The sequence below is a fragment of the Streptomyces sp. BJ20 genome, assembly GCF_022869105.1.
Classification (GTDB): Bacteria; Actinomycetota; Actinomycetes; order Streptomycetales; family Streptomycetaceae; genus Streptomyces; species Streptomyces griseoincarnatus.
This window is the reverse complement of the sequence record NZ_CP094918.1, coordinates 1,088,455-1,107,170: the sequence shown is the minus strand read 5'-3', so window position 1 is coordinate 1,107,170 and position 18,716 is coordinate 1,088,455. Positions and strand designations below refer to the sequence as shown.

Sequence of the window (18,716 nt, the reverse complement as noted above, 5' to 3'; positions counted from 1 at the left end):
CGTGGCTGGTCGCGCAGTTCCCCGCGCCCCTTCAGGGGTGGGTTGGTCGTGCAGTTCCCCGCGCCCCTTCAGGGCGTTTCTCTCGCTGCGCACTTCTCCAAGTGGTCGTTGACCAGACCGCAGGCCTGCATCAGGGCGTAGGCCGTTGTGGGGCCCACGAAGCGGAGGCCCTGCTTCTTGAGGGTCTTGGCCAGGGCCGTGGACTCCTTCGTGACCGCGGGGACGTCCGCGAGGGTGCGAGGGACCGGGCCGGGCTCCTCGGGGGCGTGGGACCAGATCAGGGTGTCCAGCTCACCGGGCTTCCACTCGGCCAGCACGCGCGCGTTGGCCAGCGTGGCGTCGATCTTCGCGCGGTTGCGGATGATGCCCGTGTCGGTCAGCAGGCGTTCGCGGTCGGCGTCGGTGAAGGCGGCGACGTCGGCGATGCGGAAGTCCGCGAAGGCGGCGCGGAAGCCAGGGCGGCGGCGCAGGATCGTGATCCACGACAGCCCGGACTGGAACGCCTCCAGGCTGAGGCGCTCGAAGAGGGCGTCGTCGCCGTGCACCGGGCGGCCCCACTCCTCGTCGTGGTAGGCGAGGTAGTCCGGGGCGGACAGCGCCCAGGGGCAGCGCGGCAGGCCGTCCGGGCCGAGGGGCTTCTCGCCGACGGGGTCGCTCACCGCTGATCGTCCTCCGGGTGCGCGGCGGGCTTGTCCATGGACGGGTGCTCCCCGGCGGCGCGGGCTCCGGCCAGCGCGGACTCCAGGTCGGTGATGCGGGCGTCCCGCTCGGCGAGTTCGGCGGCGAGGCGGCCGAGGGCGTCGTCCACGTCGGCCATGCGGTAGCCGCGGGCGGCGAGCGGGAAGCGCAGGCGGTCGACGTCCGCGCGGCTGACCGGCCGGTCGGGCGGCAGGGAGTCCTGGAGCCGCTCCGGCGCCGCCTCGGGCAGCGGGGCGTTGTCGCCGCCGCCCACCACGGCGAGGGTCACCGCGCCCACCACGACGGCCAGCGCGACGACCAGGAACAGGAACATAACCATCGCCGGGGCCCCCACGGTCGGATGAGTCGGAGTCGGATGTGTGGCTCCGATCGTGCCATGCGAGTCTGACAGTCGGGACCGCCGGGCGGACGGAGGCGGCCCGGACGGCCGGACGAGGAGAGGTTCCGAGGGATGCTCAGGCTGGGCAGGCGGGAATTCGCACCGCACGAGCGGGTGATCATGGCGATCGTGAACCGGACCCCGGACTCCTTCTACGACCAGGGCGCCACCTTCCGCGACGAGCCGGCGCTCGCGCGCGTGGAGCAGGCGGTGGCCGAGGGCGCCGCGATCATCGACATCGGCGGGGTGAAGGCGGGGCCCGGCGAGGAGGTGTCGGCCGAGGAGGAGGTGCGGCGGACGGCCGGTTTCGTGGCCGAGGTGCGCCGCCGCTTCCCGGACGTGGTGATCAGCGTGGACACCTGGCGGCACGAGGTCGGCGAGGCCGTGTGCGAGGCGGGCGCGGACGTGCTGAACGACGCGTGGGGCGGCGTGGACCCGCGTCTGGCGGAGGTGGCCGCGCGGTACGGCGCGGGGCTGGTGTGCACGCACGCGGGCGGGTCCGAGCCGCGGACCCGGCCGCACCGGGTGACGTACGACGACGTGATGGCGGACATCCTCGACGTGACCCTGGGGCTGGCCGAGCGGGCGGTGGAGCTGGGGGTGGAGCGGGAGTCGGTGATGATCGACCCGGGGCACGACTTCGGGAAGAACACCCGGCACAGCCTGGAGGCGACCCGGCGGCTCGGCGAGATGGTGGCCACCGGCTGGCCCGTGCTGGTGTCGCTGTCCAACAAGGACTTCGTCGGCGAGACGCTGGACCGCCCGGTGAAGGAGCGGGTGGTGGGGACGCTCGCGACGACGGCGGTGTCGGCGTGGCTGGGCGCCCGGGTGTACCGGGTGCACGAGGTCGCCGAGACACGTCAGGTGCTGGACATGGTGTCGTCGATCGCCGGGGACCGGGAGCCGGCGGTGGCGCGGCGCGGGCTGGCGTGACGGAAGCCGGGGCAGCCGGGTCGTCGCCCCGGCCGCCCCGCGGGCCCGTGGGCCTCTAGTGGCCCGCTTCCTTGGAGACCAGGGCCACGGCCTCGTCCACGTCGTCCGTGACGTGGAACAGCAGCAGGTCCTTCTCGGCCGCCTTGCCCTGGCCGATCACCGTGGAGCGCAGCCAGTCGACGAGGCCGCCCCAGTACTCGGTGCCGAACAGCACGATGGGGAACTGGGTGACCTTCTGGGTCTGCACCAGGGTGAGCGCCTCGAAGAGCTCGTCGAGCGTGCCGAGGCCGCCGGGCAGGACGACGAAGCCCTGCGCGTACTTGACGAACATCATCTTCCGGACGAAGAAGTACCGGAAGTTCAGACCGATGTCGACGTACCGGTTCAGGCCCTGCTCGAAGGGCAGCTCGATGCCGAGGCCGACCGACACGCCGTCGGCCTCCAGGGCGCCCTTGTTGGCCGCCTCCATGGCGCCCGGGCCGCCGCCGGTGATGACGGCGAAGCCCGCCTCGACCAGGCCGCGGCCGAGCTGCACCCCCGCGTCGTACTCGGGCGAGTCCGCGGGGGTGCGGGCGGAGCCGAAGACGCTGATCGCGGGCGGGAGCTCGGCGAGGGTGCCGAAGCCCTCGATGAACTCCGACTGGATGCGCAGCACCCGCCAGGGGTCGGTGTGCACCCAGTCGCTCGGCGCGCGCTCGTCCAGCAGCCGTTGGTCGGTGGTGCTGGAGTCCACCTGACCGCGCCGGCGGAGGACCGGCCCCAGGCGCTTCTCCTCCGGCGGCTGCCGCTTCCCCTCAGGGTTGCCCGTAGCCATGTGCGCTCCCTCCGTGTGCCAGGTCGTACCGCCTCAGCGTAGATCTACGCGGGTTACGTGCGGGGGACGTCAGCATGTCCACGGGAGAGCCTTCCAAACGCGCATCCGCCCGTACGGGGGTCAGGCGGTCAGCCAGGACCGCAGCCGTTCCTCCCCCGCGAGGATCTTGGCGGTGTCGACGCGCTCGTCCCGCTTGTGGGCCAGGTGGGGGTTGCCGGGGCCGTAGTTCACGGCGGGGATCCCCAACGCGGAGAAGCGGGAGACGTCGGTCCAGCCGTACTTGGGCTGCGGGGTGCCGCCGACCGCCTCGATGAAGGCCGCCGCGGCCGGGTGGGACAGGCCGGGCAGGGCCGCGCCGCTGTGGTCGTCGACGACGAACTCGGTGACGCCGCAGTCCGCGAAGACCTCCCGCACGTGCGCCAGGGCCTCCTCCTCGGTGCGGTCGGGGGCGTAGCGGAAGTTCACCGTGACGACGCACTCGTCGGGGATGACGTTGCCGGCGACGCCTCCGGAGATGCCGACCGCGTTGAGGCCCTCGCGGTACTCCAGGCCGTCGACGACCGGCCACCGGGGCTCGTAGGAGGCGAGGCGCTGGAGGATGGGGGCGGCGGCGTGGATGGCGTTGGCGCCCATCCAGCCGCGCGCGGAGTGGGCACGCTCGCCGGAGGTCTTCAGCAGCACGCGCAGGGTGCCCTGGCAGCCGCCCTCGACCTGCCCGTCGGAGGGCTCCAGGAGGACCGCGAAGTCGCCCTCCAGCCAGTCGGGGTGCGCCTCGGCGACGTGCCCCAGGCCGTTGAGGTCGGCGGCGACCTCCTCGTTGTCGTAGAAGACGAAGGTGAGGTCGCGGTTGGGCTCGGGGACGGTGGCCGCGACGCGCAGCTGGACGGCGACGCCCGCCTTCATGTCGCAGGTGCCGCAGCCCCACAGGACGCCGTCCTCGTCGAGGCGCGAGGGCACGTTGCCGGCGATCGGCACCGTGTCGATGTGGCCGGCGAGGATCACCCGCTCCGGGCGGCCGAGACGGGTGCGGGCCACGACGTTGTTGCCGTGCCGGTCGACCGTCAGGTGCGGCAGCGCGCGCAGCGCCGTCTCGATCGCGTCCGCCAGCGGCTTCTCGGTGCCGCTCTCGGAGGGGAAGTCGACGAGCTGCGCGGTGAGGCGCGCGGCGTCCAGCGTGAGGTCAAGCGGGGTGTCGGACATGCCGCCGACCCTAGCGCGGGCGGCTCACGGACCACTGTCCACACCTGGGTCACACAGGACCGTACTCTCCAGTACCTTGTACGCGTGCCAGAGCCGTCCCCCACTCCCCAGCGCAAGCGCCGTGGCCGTCTGCTCCGTTGCGGCGCGGCCTTCGCGGTGCTGTCAGCGGTCGCCGGTTACCTCGTGGTGCAGTACGTCACCGGAGGCACGGGCGGCCCCGGCTGCAAGGTCGTGTCCGGCAAGGGCGACGGCGCGACCTACGCGTTCACCCCCGAGCAGGCGGTGAACGCGGCGACGATCACCGCCGTGGGCACCGCGCGCGACCTGCCCGAGCGGGCGGTGACGATCGCGCTGGCGACGGCCCTCCAGGAGTCCGCGCTGCGCAACATCGACTACGGCGACCGTGACTCGGTGGGCCTGTTCCAGCAGCGTCCCTCGCAGGGCTGGGGCACGCCGCAGCAGATCATGGACCCGGCGTACGCGTCGGTGAAGTTCTACGAGCACCTGGAGCAGGTGCCGGGTTACACGCGGCTGCCGCTCACCGTGGCCGCGCAGAAGGTGCAGCGCAGCGGCTTCCCGCAGGCGTACGCCAAGCACGAGCCGGACGCCACGCTGCTCGCGGCCGCCCTCACCGGGCGTTCGGGGGCGACGCTGACGTGCGACGGCCGCCCGGCGGCGACCCGGGCGAAGGGCGCGCACGCGGTGCGGGCCGCGCTGGCCCGGGACTTCGGGCGGGACGTGCTGGAGCCGGCGGGCGCCGAGGTGGACGACGGCAAGGGGCGGGCCTCCTCCCCGGAGCCGTCCGGCACGGAAGCGGAATCCGGCGACGGCATCGTGACGCTGCCGGTCACCACCGTTGCCGGCGACCGGCGGGACGCCGGGGCGCGGGGCTGGCAGCTGGCCCACTGGGCCGTGGCCAACGCCTCCGAGCTGCACATACGGAGTGTTTCCTACGCCGGCCGGGAGTGGGTCGCCGGGCACACCGACAGTCAGTGGCGGCCGCTGGACGGCAAGGCGCCGGCGGGATCGGACGGGGAAGCGGACTCGGTCCGGATCACCACCGGGCGGTAGCCCGGGGCATTGCCGAGCAGGCGTGCGAGTGATCACCCGGAGGCGTTGCACGGGTCCGACATTGCGCCGCATTGCCGACTCTTTGCCGGACACGCGCGCAACCTTCTCGGCGGTCGGGCGGTAATCAGTGCGTCCGGTCGGCCGGTCCTGACCGTCCGCCCGGACACCACCGTTGTCTGCCGTCGAAGGAGCACCATGTCCCTCCCCCTGACCCGTCGGATCGCCAGTGCCGCGCTGCTCGTCGCTGCGGGAGCGGCCGCCGGGGTCGGTGCGGCCGGTTCCGCGAGCGCGGCGCCGGCGCTGCCGTCCGCCCCGAACCTCGGGCTGAGCGCCCTGGACGGTGCGCCCGGCAAGACCGTGGACAACGTGACGCGGGGCGTCGACAAGACCACCCCGGACGCCACCGAGGTGGCCCCGGCCGCGGGCAAGACCGTGAAGAAGGCCGTGCCGGTGGTGAAGGAGCTGCCGACCGACTCCCTCGGCAAGAGCGGCCCGACGAAGAACCTGCCGGTCAAGGGCCTGCCCCTCGGCTGACCCCTGCGCCGAAGGCGACCCCCGGCGAAACCGAAGGGGCCCGGGATCTCTCCCCCCGGGCCCCTTCGGTGCGCCTGGAACGGTCTCGGAGTACCTGGAACGGCCTCGGTGTGCCCGCGGACGGTCTCGGTGCGCGGTCAGGCGGTGAGGCGGGCGGCCGCTGCCCGCACCCGTTCGTCCGTCGCGGTCAGGGCCACGCGGACGAAGCGGTCGCCGGCGGGGCCGTAGAAGTCGCCGGGGGCGACCAGGATGCCGCGGTCGGCGAGGTGGGCGACGGTGTCCCAGCAGGACTCGTCGCGCGTGGCCCACAGGTAGAGGCTGGCCTCGCTGTGCTCGATGCGGAAGCCGTGGCCGAGCAGCGCGTCGCGCAGGGCGGTGCGGCGGGCCGCGTACCGCTCGCGCTGGACGCGGACGTGCTCGTCGTCGCCGAGGGCCGCCACCACGGCCGCCTGGGTGGGCGCCGGGGTCATCATGCCGCCGTGCTTGCGGATCTGGAGCAGCGGGCCGAGCACGGCCGGGTCGCCGGCCAGGAACGCGGCGCGGTAGCCGGCCAGGTTGGACCGCTTGGACAGGGAGTGGACGGCGACGATGCCGTCGTAGGAGCCGCCGTTGACGTCCGGGTGGAGCACCGAGACGGGGTCCGCCTCCCAGCCGAGCTCGATGTAGCACTCGTCGGAGAGGACGAGGACGCCGTGCTCGCGGGCCCAGGCGACGATCCGGGTCAGCTCCTCCTTGGCCAGCACCCGGCCCGTCGGGTTGGACGGCGAGTTGAGCCACAGCAGCTTCAGCCGCGAGGGGTCCAGCTCGGTCGGGTCGTCGTACGCCACGTGCTCGGCGCGCGCCAGGCGGGCACCGACCTCGTACGTCGGGTAGGCGAGGCGCGGGAAGGCGACCTGGTCGCCGGGGCCGAGGCCGAGCTGGGTGGGGAGCCAGGCGACGAGTTCCTTGGAGCCGACGACCGGCAGGACGTGCCGGTGGGTCACCTCGCGGGCGCCGAGCCGGTGTTCCACCCAGCGGGTGAGCGCGTCCCGCAGTTCCGGGGTGCCCCACACCGTGGGGTAGCCCGGCGAGTCCGCGGCGGCGATCAGCGCCTTCTGGATGTGCTCGGGCACCGGGTCGACGGGCGTGCCGACCGAGAGGTCGACGATGCCGTCGGGGTGCGCGGCGGCCGTCTTCTTGTACGGCTCCAGCTTGTCCCAGGGGAAGGCGGGCAGCCGGTCGGAGACTGCGGACACGGGCGGGGGACTCACTTTCTGGTTCGGCGAACGCCTCGGCCCCGTACGGCGGGCAGGCCGTACGGGACCGAGGGCGACGCGTCGGTGCGGGACCGCTGCGGGACGATCAGGCCTGCGGCGGCAGCGCGGCGATGAACGGGTGGTCCCGCTCGATCAGACCGAGCTTGCTGGCGCCGCCCGGGGAGCCGAGCTCGTCGAAGAACTCGACGTTCGCCTTGTAGTAGTCCTTCCACTCCTCCGGGGTGTCGTCCTCGTAGAAGATGGCCTCGACCGGGCAGACCGGTTCACAGGCGCCGCAGTCGACGCATTCGTCCGGGTGGATGTACAAGGACCGCTGGCCCTCGTAGATGCAGTCGACCGGGCACTCCTCGATGCACGCCTTGTCCTTGACGTCGACACAAGGCTGCGCGATGACGTAGGTCACGCTGTCGTTCCTCCTCGATAGGGCGCTGGCGGGCCTCCTCAGGCTCCGCCGCCTGGCGCGCGGGAGCGCGGCGTCGTCGATGCCCGCCCCTAGTATCTCCGTTCCGGAGCATGATCCGAACAGGAGGGGTGAACTGACCTGTGGAAATCTCAGCCGCCGGGCGCCTCGAGGTCCGTATCACCGCTGCTGACGTGGGAAAACGGGTCTCCGTGAGGAGCTTGATCGAACATGGTCCCTCGGGTGAGAAGTTCAGCGACGCGGTCGGGGTTCTCACATCATGGGACAACGGTGTGTTGCGGATCACAAGGAAGAGCGGGGAAAGTGTTCGCGTCGCCGAGTCTGCGCTGGTCGCGGGCAAGGTCGTCCCGGCCGCCCCGGCGCGTCGTCGCGGTCCGGCCGCGTCCTACGAGGAGCTGGCGCGGATCACCGCGCGGGGCTGGCGGCCCGTGGAGAGCGAGCGGCTCGGCGACTGGGAGCTGCGGGCGGCCGCGGGGTTCACGCGGCGGGCCAACTCGGTGCTGCCGCTGGGCGACCCCGGCCTGCCGCTCGACGACGCGCTGACGGCCGTACGCCGCTGGTACGCGGCCCGGGGGCTGCCGGCGTACGCGCAGACCGCGACCGGCGCGCAGGGCACGCAGGAGCTGCTGTGCGCGGAGCTGGAGAAGCGCGGGTGGCTCCGCGAGGTGACCGCCGAGCTGTGGACGGGCGGACTGGCCCCGGTCGCCGACCTGGGTGACGGCACGTCCGGGGTGCTGCTGTCCCGGGACGCGGACGAGGCGTGGCTGGCTCGGTACCAGCGTAAGGGCGTCAGTGAGGTGGCCCTGCGGGTGCTGGGCGGAGAATCTCCGGGCGCCCCGGCCCCGGGTGAGCCGTCCGTGTGGTTCGCGACCGTGCCGGGAGAGCCGGGCGCCGAGGCGCCGGCCGCGATCGGGCGGTGTGTCGTGGACGGCCGGTGGGCCGGGTTCGCGGCGGTCGAGGTGGATCCGGCGCGGCGGCGGGAGGGTCTGGCCACGGCCGTGATGGCGGCGCTGGCCGCCCGCGCCCTGGAGGAGGGCGCCTCGGCGGCCTGGCTGCAGGTGGAGACGGACAACGAGGGCGGACGGGCACTGTACGACCGTCTGGGCTTCGCCCCGCACCATGCGTACCACCACTACCGCGCACCGGAGGAACCCGCATCGGAAGGATCTGCTCCGGATTCGTCGGCCCCGGCGGGTGACGGGACGTCGTGAGCGGGCACGAACCGGGTATGCGCTCCCCCTGTCCCCCGCCGCCCGGGCGCTCCGCCGAACTGCGCAGGCGGTTCGCCGAGGAGGTGCGCTGCGAGCGGCCAGGCCTGTCCGCGCTGTGTCTGCTGGTGGCAGCGGAGGGCGACGGCACGCTGGACGAGGCCGGCATGGACGCGGTGGAGATCGAGCTGGACCGGCTGGCGGGCGAGCTGCCGCACCGGCCGGGCTCGCCGCACGCGTGGGCGGTGGCGCTGCGGGACCTGCTGGGAGAGCGGTACGCCTTCCACGGTCTGGCGGACGACTACCGGCGGCTGGAGTCCTCGCTGCTGCACGAGGTGCTGCGGCGGCGGCGCGGGCTGCCGATCCTGCTGTCGGTGGTGTGGATCGAGGTGGCCCGGCGGGCGGGGGCGCCGGTGTACGGCGTGGCGCTGCCCGGGCACTTCGTCGTGGGCTTCGGCGACCCGGGCGGGGCAGGCGCCGGGCAGGTGCTGGCCGACCCGTTCGACGGGGGGCGGGTGCTGACAGGACCGGACGCGGAGCTGCTGGTCGCCGGGGCCACCGGAGGCCCGCTGGAGCCGTCCATGCTGACCCCCGCGGGGACGCTGGAGGTGGTGGCGCGCGTCCTGAACAACGTCCGGGCCTGGGCGGCGACCCGCCCCGAGCGCACCGACGTCGGCCTCTGGGCCCTGGACCTCGCCCTGCTCCTCCCCTCCCACCCGGCCCGCCTGCGCTACGAACGCGCCCAGCTCCTCGTCCAGCGCGGCGAGTTCCTGACGGGCGCGGCCGAACTGGATACGTACGCGGAGGTCGTCGCGGCGGTGGACCCGACGGCCGCGGACCGCATCCGAGGGGAGGCACTGGCCGCACGGGCCCTGCTCAACTGAGACGCCCCGGACTGCCGCCGAGGCACAGCACGTCTCCGCCCGGCCGTCGCCGTCGCCTCGCCGGCCCGACGTTCGGCGGGGGCACCGGCGCGAGTACCGCCGAGCCGCGGTGGGGTCACGCAGCCCTGCTTGCCGGCGTTCGCCGCCTCGACGACCTGGTCGGCGCCGAGGCCGCCGTGGCCGGCATCCGCCACCGCTGCCCCGAGAGGGCCGGCGCCAAGGCCCCCCGCCCAGGTCGCCACGCACCGAGCGCCCGCGGACACGAGGGCGGCGCCGCACGGGGAGTTCCGTGCGGCGCCGCTGTCGTCGTCGGCCGGGATCAGCTCGCGTTCGTCTCGATGACGGCCGTACGGTCGCCCTCGCTGACCAGCGCCTGGCGCAGCGCGCCGTAGACGTCCTGCGGGGTGACCGGGGTCTTCTCGCCGTTGCCGCGGGTGATGAGCACGCCGTCGAAGGCCTGGCCGTACAGGTTCTCCAGGGCCTTCAGGTCGGGCTTCTCGACGAGCTTGCCGTTGACCGCCTCGACGCGCAGGAACTTCCACAGCGACTTCTCGGGGCTCATCGGCACCGAGTGCGCCGGGTCGGTCTGCACGGTGACCCGGTCCGACATCGCGGGCTCGGCGAACTCCTTCATCATCCGGTCGACCTCGGCCTTGGTGACCTTCGGCTGCTGGGTCGTCGTCGGGACGCTCACCGCGGCGGCGGCGCCGGTCTCCACCTGCGTGCGGTACGCGGCGGCGACCACGTCGGCCGCCTTGGCGACGTCGACGCCCTTGCCCGCCTGCGGGTAGACCGGGACGGCCTTGCCGGACTCGAACGTGATCGAGCCCTCCTTGACCGTGCCGGCGCCTCCCGCGGCGCTCTCCAGGGCGGCCTGGAGCTTCTCGTGGTCGACCGGGATCTCCGGCTCGACGACGCGCGACTGGCCGAACAGCGAGCCGATCACGTTGACCGGGTTGTAGTCGCTGGTGGCGGCCTTGCCGACGGTCGCGTCGATGTCGACCTGGAGACCGGCTTTGTCCGGCTGGAGTGCGAAGGTCTTGCCGTCGACGGACAGCTTGAGCGGCTTGTCGAGCCGCCCGTCGAGCGCGCCGTCGAGCTTCTTCACGGCCTCGTCGCGGGTGCCGCCGCCGATCTCGATGCCGAGCACCGTGGTGCCCTTGGGCACGTCGGAACGGTTCATCAGCAGGCCCGCGCCGTAGGCGACGCCGGCGACGAGGACGACGCCGGTGGCGAGGAGGACCAGCTTGCTGCGGCCCTTCTTCTTCGGCGCCTTGGCGGAGCCCGAAGGGGGCGGGCTGACCGGCTCGGGCAGCTTGGGCGGGGTGTGCGGGCCCGGGGCGTTCGGGCCCGTGCCGGGCGCGTCGAAGGAGGCGCTCGGCGGGATCACCGGGATGCCGCTGGTCACGGTGTGCCCGGAGACGTTGTCGTGGCGCGCGTAGCCGCGGTCGGCGGGCTTCTGCGGGGTGAGGATCGCGGTGTCGTCGCTCAGGCCGCCGCCGGGCATCGCGTGCGAGCCGGTGCGCTCCTCCGTGAAGGGCGCGCCGCCGCCAGGCGGGGTCATCGGGCCGTCCCCGGTGACCGGGCCGCCGGTGGGCCCGGCGGGCGCCTGCGGGCCGCCGGGACCGGGTCCGGGCACGCCGCCGCCCGGACGGGCTCCGGGGGCGCCGGGGCCGCGCTGAGGGCCGCCCTTGGCATCGTCGGCGAAGTACGGCAGGTCGTCGCGGCGGGGTTCGCCGCCACGGTCGGCGCGGTTGCCGCCGGGAGCGCCGGCCAGCGCCTCGGTCACGTCGAAGGAGCCGGTGCCGCCGCCGTGCCCGGGAGCCACGGGTCCGCCGGTCGCACCGGCCGCGCCGGTGGGTCCGGGCGCCTTCGGGCCGCCGGGGCGGGGTCCGCCGGGCGCGCCCATGGAGCCGACCACGCCGCCGGGACGTCCGGCGTTGCTCGGGGCGGACGGGCCGCCCGGCGCCTTGGGAGCGCCGCCCGGGGCCTTGGGAACGGCACCCGACGGCGCGTCGGAGGGCGCGCCGGAAGTGCCGGGCGCGGGCGCGCCGTTGGCCGCGCCGCCGGCCTGACCGGGCTTGCCCGCCGAGGACTTGCGCGGCGCGAACCAGTCGCTCGCGGGCTTCTCCTCGGCGGCGGGCCTGTCGGCCGTCTCGGGCCGCGCGGGCGGCTCGACGGGGTCGGCGGCGGGTGCGGCGGGAGCGGGCCCGGCGGCCGCCTCGGTGTCGGCGGCCGCCTTCCTGCCGTCCGCGTCGGTGACGGGCTTGCGCACGACGACCGGCGGAATCGGGCGCGACCCGGGGATGTTGATCCGGATCCGGGTCGTCAGCGTGGTCTCGGTCTTGCGTTCCTCCGGCCGCGCGGCCGGACGGCCCGCGTCCGTGCCCTCGTCCGGAATCGCCGGGATCCCGTAGGGCGGGGTGCCCGACGGGTAGGCGGCTCCGCCGCGCCCGTTGGGCCCGGAGGACGGAGTGTCAGTTTCACGACTCAAGGCAGGTTCTCCCGGTTGGCTCCGCCGCCCGTCACGACCTCACGGTGGGGGTCCTCCCAGCTCGGGCGAGGCCGAGGGTCGAGGGAGGCTCGGCGGCGCGCACCACCTTACTGGCCATATCCGGCCCGTATCCCAGTACCGCCGGGGAAACCCACACCGGACCATCACGCCCCTGGCACGGCGAAGTGGTACGTCACTTGCGAAGTCGGGCGGGGCCCCCGTCCGGTTGCCTCCCGGGCCCGAAGGTGGCACAGATCACAGCCACGGCGATGCCACCGAGGAGGAAGAGGTAGGAACCGCTGCCCGCGGCGAACAGGAAGTCGCCTTCCGGACGGCTGACCGTGAGCAGGACGACGGTGATCATCCAGCCGGCGGCGACGGCGATCCCGCCGGACCGGCTCCGGATCAGCCGCGCCGCCCCGAGCACGGTCCCGGCCTCGCCGGCCAGGGCGAGCAGCAGCCCGCCGGGGAACCACGCGGGCTGGACCAGCGCCCCGGCGACGCCGACGAGGGCGCCGAGCACCAGCAGCCCGAGCAGCGCGGCGGCGCGCCCCGCGGACGGGGGGCGCAGGGGCTGCGCCATCAGGGGCGCGCGGTCGCCGCTCATGTCGTCTCTCCCGTGGCGACGCCCGTGAAGAGGTCGTCCTCACGGCCCGCGGGGCGCCCGCCGCGCACCAGCTCGTAGTACTCGGTGGTGAACAGCGGCTGCGCGAGCTCGTTGGACAGCACGAAGTACGGCTGGTCGGCGACGGTGATCTGGGTGGCGTGGGCGCGCATCGCGGCGGCCTTCGCGCCGGCGTACGCGGTGCCGTCGACGGCGGTGGTGATCCGCTCGTCGTCGACCACGCCGGGGACGTCCCGGACCGACGCCGCCTTGTCGAAGGGGAGGCCGGGCAGGTCGCGCTCCAGCCGGGCGAAGGCGTCCTCGGCCACGGAGCGCGGCACGCGGTTCCAGTAGACCTTGGGCACGTCCCAGCCGCGCCCGGCGGCCAGCTCGACGGCGCGCATGGCGACGCGGTGGGCCTGGATGTGGTCGGGGTGGCCGTAGCCGCCGTTGTCGTCGTAGGTGACCAGCACCTGCGGCCGCGCATCGAGGATCACGTCGGCGAGCAGCCCGGCGGCCTGGTCGACGTCGGCCTGCCAGAAGCAGCCGGGGTCGTCGTTGTCGGGCAGCCCCATCATCCCGGAGTCGCTGTACCGCCCGGCCCCGCCGAGCAGCCGGAAGTCCGTGACACCGAGCGCCGCCATGGCCTCACGCAGCTCGCCCAGCCGGTGTCCGCCGAGGGCGGCGCCGCTCAGGTGCCGCAGCTCGGGCGGGATGACCTCACCACGCTCACCGAGGGTGCAGGTGACCAGCGTCACGTGGCCGCCCTCGGCCGCGTGGCGCGCCATGGTCGCGCCGTTGTTGATCGACTCGTCGTCCGGGTGCGCGTGCACCAGCATCAGACGCCGCTCGGGCAGTTCCGTCATGCGCCCAACCCTATGTGGCGCGGGGCTCTCGCGCGGGCCCCGTCCGGCCGCGCAGGGTGCGGGCCCAGGGGGCGTCGACGGCGGCGGCGTCGATCGCGACCAGCACGTTGCTGAGCAGTGCGTCCGCGAAGTAGCGGCGGATCTGCTCGTCGGAGGCGCCGGACACGGCGCGGAGGTACTCGACCTGCTTGGCATAGCACCGGCGCACGGCCTCGCCGATGCCGGGCTCGGTCGCGCAGCCCTGGGCGTGCATGAGGATCATCAGCACGTCCCGGTCGCCGATGACCTCGTCGTACGCGGCGGTCAGCGCGTCGACGACGGCCTGCGGGTCGGTGGTGCGCACGGAGGCCGCCGCGGTGGCGGCGGCCTCACGCAGCCGGTCCGAGCAATGGTCGACCAGGGCGACGAACAGCGCCTCCTTGTCCTTGAACAGCCGGTACAGGTACCCCTGCGAGATGCCGGCCGCCTTGGCGACGTCCGTCGTGGAGGTTCCGTAGTAGCCCCGGGCGGCGAACGTCCTGATGGCCGTCCGCATGACCGTGGCCCGGCGCTCGTCGGCGGTGGAGCGCTGCCGCGTCCTGGTTTCCATGGAAGTAATCAACCACTTCCAAGAAAGTGGCGTCAAAGCTTCCGCCGTGGGCTCAGTCTCGGCTGAACGCCGCGACCATGTCGTCGGCGGAGCCGAGGGCCTCCATCGCGACCAGCGGGTTCCAGTAGTCGACGTACCGGCTGATCCTCCCGTCCCGGGTCTCCACGACCGAGATGTACGTCTGGTCGTACGGCCGCCCGGTCTCCAGGGCGACGCCCTCGCACCGCAGTTCGGCGATGACGAGGGTCGGGTCGACGGTCTCGTGGATCCGCACGTCCTTCATCTCGATGCGGAACGCCTTGGGGAAGTTGGCCATGTGCGCACGCAGTTCGTCGCGGCCCTGGAGCCGGGTGGGGTAGCCGGGCGGCGCGTACGGGAACTCGAGGACGCCGTCCTCGGTGAAGAGTGCCGCCCACTCGTCGGCCCGGCCGGAGGTGAGGTGGTCGAGGTGGTCGAGGAAGGCCTGGCGGGCGACGGCGCGGGTGGGAGTGTGGGTCATGACTGGAAGTTCCATTCCGGGTGACATGTAAGCGGTTAATCACTTACTTGGCTACCAAAGACAAGCCCCGTCAAGGCTGACGGGGACTGGCACATGAGGCATCCGCCATGATCAGCGAATGGATAAGTAATAGACCACTTACATATGACCGGTCAACCGCTCGAAGGGTCCTGACCGCTCTCATCGTCGCGGTAGCGCGGCAGGCCGTCCGTGGGGATGGTCCATTCGCCGATGGTGACGTCCTCGCCGTAGACGAAGTCCTTGCGGGTGGCGTAGCGGGGACCGTCGGGGGTCGCGTGGATGTCCGTGAAGACGGCGCCGGTGCCGGTGCGGGGATCGAAGATGACGTAGACCGGGATGCCGAGCAACGCGTAGTCGCGCATCTTGCCCACCCAGTCGTTCTCCGGGTTGGAGCGGGAGACGACCTCGACGGCTGCGTGGACCGTACGAGGGTCGATGGATCCTTCGACGTCGAGATCTTCCCAGGCGATCACCATCACATCCGGGTGCCGCATGATGCCCTCGGGCTCGCCCTCTACGTCGGGAGTGCCGTTGTGGGCCAGCAACTCGTCCGGCATGACCCTTTCCAGACGGCGGCTGACGTGCGCGGCCGTAACCTCGTGCGGGCCCCCCGGCGACATCATGTCGTGCACGATCCCTTCCTTGGTGACCTCGAATTTCCCGGGGAGGGTGTCGTCGAGCGACTGCACGACGTCCCTCATGGCCCGGTACTGGGGCGAACTGTCGCGCCGAGCGTCGTCGGGTGCGATGGTCATGGCGCTCGCTCCTCGTGGTCTGTGCCCAGGGGCAAGGATCGTCACATTCATGCTAGGCGGCCTCCTGAAGGTCGGTTCGGCAGTCGCGGCAGTGGGTCGTGGGGGCGGGTGCGCGGAAGGCGCGGTCGCAGCCGTCGCAGTTCCGGAGCGGGTGGCGGACGGGCGGCGGCGGGGCGGCGGCCTGCGCCCGGAACGGGGCCGGCGGCGGGAGCTGTGAGGCGAGGCGGTGGGCCAGCAGGGCTGCCGGGCGCCGCACTCCCTCGGGCGGGAGGTCGACCGTCAGGGCTCTGCGTACGGCCGCTGGAGCCACGTCGCGTTCGAGCCACGCCGCGACGCCGGGTGCCAGGTGGGCGGTGTCGTCGGCCGAGAGGAGCAGGCGGGAGTCGTGGCGGCGCAGGTCCGTCAGGAGGTCGGTGGCGGCCTGGAGGATCCCGGGACCGGAGTACGCGGGACGCGGCACGGCGGGGAGCGCCTTGCGTGCAGGCTTCTTGCGCGGTGCGTGCGGCAGGTGCGGTGCGGGCGTCGTGCTCTCCCGGCACGGCTGCTCCGTCTGCTGCCGCACTGCGGCCGGCTGGTTGCAGGAGATCGTGCGGGTGACGATGCGGCCGGAGGACGTGCGGACGCGTTCCCGCCGCAGATAGCCGTGCGACTCCAACTCCCGCAGAGCGGCGGCGATACGGGTCGCTCCCTCGGGGAAGCGCGCAGCGAGGGTCTTGATGTCGGCAGGGGCGCCCTTCGGCAGGGACTGGAGGTGGGTGCCGAGGCCGATGGCGAGGAGCGACAGCTCCGGGTGCTGGGCCAGGTGGTTGCCGATCACCACGAAGCGGGTGGTGTGGCGGGTGTTGTCGTGCTGGAGCCCGCCGGTGCGGTGGGCCCGGCCGGGGTGCGTGTTGCCTGCAACCCGGACGTGGGCGCGCGGGGGCGCGCTAGGGTTCTGCGTATCCATCAGGAAGGTCCGTTCTTCCTCGGTGGTCAGGCCCTCGCATTGGGATTGCCGTCCCGGCGGGGGCCGTCTCATGTCTGCGGTCGTGGTGGGGCGTTGTGCGTTGCCCTGCGCTGAGCGTCGGGCCTGGACGGCGAGGAAATCCAGCCAGTTCGACACGGTTCACCCGCCCGAGTGAGCGGGATCGCGGGCGGGAGGGGTGGGGCTTGGCGGGGTGCTTTCTCCCGGAGTTTCTTGGTCTCTCAGCCGCCGACGTCACCGAAGCGCGAAGTTCCGCGTTCCGGTGCCGGTGTGAGGTCGATCTCCGCCCACACCGTCTTACGGGGGTGGCGGCCCTCGGCGACTCCCCACCGATCGGCGAGCGCGTCCACCAGGAACAGCCCGCGGCCCGACTCGGCGACACCGTCCGGCTCGCGCAGCACCGGCCGGCGGTCGCCGCGCGTGTCGGTGACCTCGATGCGGAGCGTGGCTCCCACCACGTACAGCGTCAGCCGGAAGCTGCGGCCGGGCACGCGGCCGTGCGTGGCGGCGTTGGCGGCCAGTTCGGCGACGACCTGGCCGGCCGTCTCGTACGGGACCTCCCAGCTCCGCAGCGCGTCCACCGCGAGCAGCCGCGCGAGGCGCGCTCCCCGCGCGGTCGACGACAACAGCACGCTGACGTGCCGCACTTGGCCGTCGGGGCGCATGGTCCCCGTGAGGGCGATTTTCTGATTCACGTGACTCAGCGTGGCCGAACGGCCGTACCGTGATGAGTGATCGCAGCGCTGCGTAGAGTGACCGTCCACTGCTTGTCCGGGGATGTCCGGACTGTCGGCCGGACCCGCGCGCGGCACCCGCGATCACGGAACGGCACCACGGAGGGGCACGCGCATGTCGGTGAACGGTGAGGCGGTACGGGTCGGTCCCGGTACGGGCCGGGCGGACGAGCCGGGCTGGGAGGTGGACCCGGACGACGACTGGGCGCTGGCCGTGGTGGCCACCGTGGGACGTCAGTTGAAGCTGCGGCGGGAGGCCGTGGGCATGCGCGTGCCCGAGTTCGCGGTGGCGGTCGGGTACGGCGAGGACCTCGTCTACAAGATCGAGAGCGGCAGGCGGATCCCCCGCCCCGAGTACTTGGACACGGCGGACGAGATCCTGAGGGCGGGCGGCCTCGTCGCGGCGATGAAGGAGGACGTGAGGAAGGTCCGGTACCCGAAGAAGGTGCGGGATCTCGCGCAGATGGAGGCGCGGGCGGTGGAGCTTCAGCTCTACGATCCGCTCCACATCCACGGCCTGTTGCAGACGCCCGAGTACGCGCGAGCCCTGTTGTCCATGCGGCGACCGGCGTACTCGGCCGAGGAGGTGGAGCGGTTCGCCTCGGCGCGCGCGGCCCGCCGTGCGGTCTTCGACCGTGATCCCGCGCCGGAACTCGGCTTCATCCTGGAGGAGTGGACGCTCCGGCGTCCCCTGGGCGGGAGGGAGGTACTGCGCGCGCAGCTGGAACACCTGCTGACCGTCGCGGTGTTGCCCACCGTCGAGCTCCAAGTGATGCCGACCGATCGGCAGGAGCACGCCGGAGTGGACGGCGGCATCGAGATGCTGAAGTTCGCGGACGGTACGGCGGTCGGACGCTCACCGGCCGTGGCCGGCGGCCGAGCGGTGTCGGACCTGCGGCAGCTCCGTATTCTTGAGCTGCGTTACGGCATCATCCGCGCTCAGGCACTGACACCGCGCGAATCCATCGCCTTCGTCGAAGATCTGCTGGGGGAGACATGATCCGGAGCACGCCCTGCGACCTCGTGTGGTTCAAAAGCAGTTACAGCAGCGGCAGCGAGGGCGACTCCTGCGTCGAGATCGCCACGGAACCCGCCACCGTCCACGTCCGCGACTCCAAGAACGCCGACGGCCCCCGCCTCACCTTCACCCCGGCCGCCTGGGCCGGCTTTCTCACCTCCGTGGACCGCGATGGTCCGGCGTGAGGTCGCTGCCGCGCAGGACCGGTGAGGCGTTCGGGCTTCTGCTCGTGTTCACGGTCGTGGGGCTCTCCCGTGTCTGGCCGCCGAGGTGGATGCTGAGGCGGATCGCCGCCTCGGCCGAGGTGCGGGCCGAGCGCGAGGCGGCCGAGGAGAAACTGCTCACCCGCGTGCGGGAGATCGAGGCGGGCGTGCCGTGGCTGCGGCCGCTCGACGTCGTGATCCGCGACGAGTGCGTCGACGTCCGCAGCAACCACATCAGCTTCTTCGGTGCGAGCCCGTCGAGGCGGCAGTCGATGACCTGCCGGATGTCCGCCTTCATCATCTTCTCCACGGACGGGGACCCCGAGGACGCCGCAGCGGAGATCCACCGCTCGTTCCCTCTGCCGGACGGTCTCTCCGCCGACGGGATTGCGGAGTCGCTGCACTGGGACACGGACGAGGGGAAGGTCGCCCCCTATGTCGCTCCCAAGGCCGTACGGACTCGCGTCACCCGGCACCACGGTGAGAAGTCCCTCGAGCAACTCCGCGAGGAGCACGGCGTCCTCTGCATGTGGGCCCTGTACGGGCAGGCGTACTTCACGGTCGTCTGAG

General features: G+C 73.0%; 22 protein-coding genes. 8 read left to right on the top strand and 14 right to left on the bottom strand.

Annotated elements, in window-relative coordinates; translation table 11 throughout:
* Positions 1-68: 68 nt before the first annotated feature.
* Both MTR79_RS05240 and MTR79_RS05235 read right to left on the bottom strand, forming a co-directional pair.
* On the bottom strand, positions 69-659 hold the full coding sequence (locus MTR79_RS05240; protein ID WP_048455785.1) for a DNA-3-methyladenine glycosylase I: 591 nt from the start codon (positions 657-659) through the stop codon (positions 69-71).
* Positions 656-1,018: a DivIVA domain-containing protein gene (locus MTR79_RS05235; RefSeq protein WP_078894994.1), complete on the bottom strand. Its 363-nt coding sequence runs from the start codon at positions 1,016-1,018 to the stop codon at positions 656-658. The genes MTR79_RS05240 and MTR79_RS05235 overlap by 4 nt, the downstream gene beginning before the upstream one ends.
* Before the next feature lie 132 nt (positions 1,019-1,150).
* Here MTR79_RS05235 and folP point away from each other — a divergent pair, with 132 nt between their 5' ends.
* On the top strand, positions 1,151-2,011 hold the full coding sequence (gene folP / locus MTR79_RS05230) for a dihydropteroate synthase (RefSeq protein ID WP_244789379.1): 861 nt from the start codon (positions 1,151-1,153) through the stop codon (positions 2,009-2,011).
* Between the two features lie 55 nt (positions 2,012-2,066).
* Here folP and MTR79_RS05225 read toward each other — a convergent pair whose 3' ends face one another.
* Both MTR79_RS05225 and dapE read right to left on the bottom strand, forming a co-directional pair.
* Complete coding sequence (locus MTR79_RS05225) at positions 2,067-2,825, bottom strand: TIGR00730 family Rossman fold protein (RefSeq protein WP_048455788.1); 759 nt, start codon at positions 2,823-2,825, stop codon at positions 2,067-2,069.
* A gap of 120 nt (positions 2,826-2,945) precedes the next feature.
* Complete coding sequence (gene dapE, locus MTR79_RS05220) at positions 2,946-4,025, bottom strand: succinyl-diaminopimelate desuccinylase (protein WP_244789377.1); 1,080 nt, start codon at positions 4,023-4,025, stop codon at positions 2,946-2,948.
* Positions 4,026-4,109: 84 nt separating this feature from the next.
* Here dapE and MTR79_RS05215 point away from each other — a divergent pair, with 84 nt between their 5' ends.
* Positions 4,110-5,096 (top strand): heavy metal transporter, encoded by a 987-nt coding sequence (locus MTR79_RS05215; RefSeq protein WP_244789375.1) that lies wholly within the window; start codon positions 4,110-4,112, stop codon positions 5,094-5,096.
* A 195-nt stretch (positions 5,097-5,291) separates the two neighbouring features.
* Complete coding sequence (locus MTR79_RS05210) at positions 5,292-5,630, top strand: ATP-binding protein (RefSeq protein ID WP_086705224.1); 339 nt, start codon at positions 5,292-5,294, stop codon at positions 5,628-5,630.
* Positions 5,631-5,767: 137 nt separating this feature from the next.
* Here the strand turns inward: MTR79_RS05210 and MTR79_RS05205 are convergent, their stop codons facing one another.
* Both MTR79_RS05205 and fdxA read right to left on the bottom strand, forming a co-directional pair.
* Complete coding sequence (locus MTR79_RS05205; RefSeq protein ID WP_086705223.1) at positions 5,768-6,865, bottom strand: bifunctional succinyldiaminopimelate transaminase/glutamate-prephenate aminotransferase; 1,098 nt, start codon at positions 6,863-6,865, stop codon at positions 5,768-5,770.
* Between the two features lie 106 nt (positions 6,866-6,971).
* On the bottom strand, positions 6,972-7,289 hold the full coding sequence (gene fdxA, locus MTR79_RS05200; RefSeq protein WP_004926152.1) for a ferredoxin: 318 nt from the start codon (positions 7,287-7,289) through the stop codon (positions 6,972-6,974).
* 140 nt (positions 7,290-7,429) lie between these two features.
* On the opposite strand from fdxA, the gene MTR79_RS05195 reads away from it, so the two are divergent.
* Positions 7,430-8,518 carry a GNAT family N-acetyltransferase gene (locus tag MTR79_RS05195; RefSeq protein ID WP_244789373.1) on the top strand — a complete coding sequence of 363 codons (1,089 nt, stop codon included), beginning with the start codon at positions 7,430-7,432 and terminating at the stop codon, positions 8,516-8,518.
* 17 nt (positions 8,519-8,535) lie between these two features.
* Complete coding sequence (locus MTR79_RS05190) at positions 8,536-9,399, top strand: transglutaminase-like domain-containing protein (protein ID WP_244789371.1); 864 nt, start codon at positions 8,536-8,538, stop codon at positions 9,397-9,399.
* Between the two features lie 319 nt (positions 9,400-9,718).
* Here MTR79_RS05190 and MTR79_RS05185 read toward each other — a convergent pair whose 3' ends face one another.
* The 8 genes from MTR79_RS05185 to MTR79_RS05150 form a co-directional block, all read right to left on the bottom strand.
* Positions 9,719-11,893, bottom strand: coding sequence for a hypothetical protein (locus MTR79_RS05185; RefSeq protein WP_244789369.1), 2,175 nt, complete (start codon positions 11,891-11,893; stop codon positions 9,719-9,721).
* A 193-nt stretch (positions 11,894-12,086) separates the two neighbouring features.
* Positions 12,087-12,500 (bottom strand): DUF6113 family protein, encoded by a 414-nt coding sequence (locus MTR79_RS05180; protein WP_048455796.1) that lies wholly within the window; start codon positions 12,498-12,500, stop codon positions 12,087-12,089.
* Entirely contained in the window at positions 12,497-13,363 is an 867-nt protein-coding gene (gene mshB, locus MTR79_RS05175) for an N-acetyl-1-D-myo-inositol-2-amino-2-deoxy-alpha-D-glucopyranoside deacetylase (protein WP_244789367.1), read from the bottom strand. Before mshB ends, MTR79_RS05180 begins: the two co-directional genes overlap by 4 nt.
* Before the next feature lie 10 nt (positions 13,364-13,373).
* Entirely contained in the window at positions 13,374-13,952 is a 579-nt protein-coding gene (locus tag MTR79_RS05170) for a TetR/AcrR family transcriptional regulator (RefSeq protein WP_078894979.1), read from the bottom strand.
* Between the two features lie 52 nt (positions 13,953-14,004).
* A complete protein-coding gene (locus tag MTR79_RS05165; RefSeq protein WP_244789365.1) occupies positions 14,005-14,451 on the bottom strand; it encodes a nuclear transport factor 2 family protein in 447 nt (148 codons plus the stop codon).
* A 152-nt stretch (positions 14,452-14,603) separates the two neighbouring features.
* On the bottom strand, positions 14,604-15,227 hold the full coding sequence (locus MTR79_RS05160; RefSeq protein ID WP_086702943.1) for a Uma2 family endonuclease: 624 nt from the start codon (positions 15,225-15,227) through the stop codon (positions 14,604-14,606).
* A gap of 52 nt (positions 15,228-15,279) precedes the next feature.
* The gene (locus MTR79_RS05155) at positions 15,280-16,173 is read right to left on the bottom strand and encodes a helix-turn-helix domain-containing protein (RefSeq protein ID WP_244789362.1); all 894 of its coding nucleotides are present in this window, start codon (positions 16,171-16,173) and stop codon (positions 15,280-15,282) included.
* A gap of 239 nt (positions 16,174-16,412) precedes the next feature.
* Positions 16,413-16,856, bottom strand: a complete 444-nt coding sequence (locus MTR79_RS05150; RefSeq protein WP_244793069.1) for an ATP-binding protein — start codon at positions 16,854-16,856, stop codon at positions 16,413-16,415.
* Positions 16,857-17,040: 184 nt separating this feature from the next.
* Here MTR79_RS05150 and MTR79_RS05145 point away from each other — a divergent pair, with 184 nt between their 5' ends.
* The 3 genes from MTR79_RS05145 to MTR79_RS05135 are packed head-to-tail and all read left to right on the top strand — an operon-like array spanning position 17,041 to position 18,715.
* Positions 17,041-17,925 (top strand): helix-turn-helix transcriptional regulator, encoded by an 885-nt coding sequence (locus MTR79_RS05145; protein WP_175448679.1) that lies wholly within the window; start codon positions 17,041-17,043, stop codon positions 17,923-17,925.
* Complete coding sequence (locus MTR79_RS05140) at positions 17,922-18,128, top strand: DUF397 domain-containing protein (RefSeq protein WP_244789360.1); 207 nt, start codon at positions 17,922-17,924, stop codon at positions 18,126-18,128. Before MTR79_RS05145 ends, MTR79_RS05140 begins: the two co-directional genes overlap by 4 nt.
* Positions 18,125-18,715, top strand: a complete 591-nt coding sequence (locus MTR79_RS05135) for a hypothetical protein (protein WP_244789358.1) — start codon at positions 18,125-18,127, stop codon at positions 18,713-18,715. Before MTR79_RS05140 ends, MTR79_RS05135 begins: the two co-directional genes overlap by 4 nt.
* Position 18,716 lies beyond the last annotated feature (1 nt).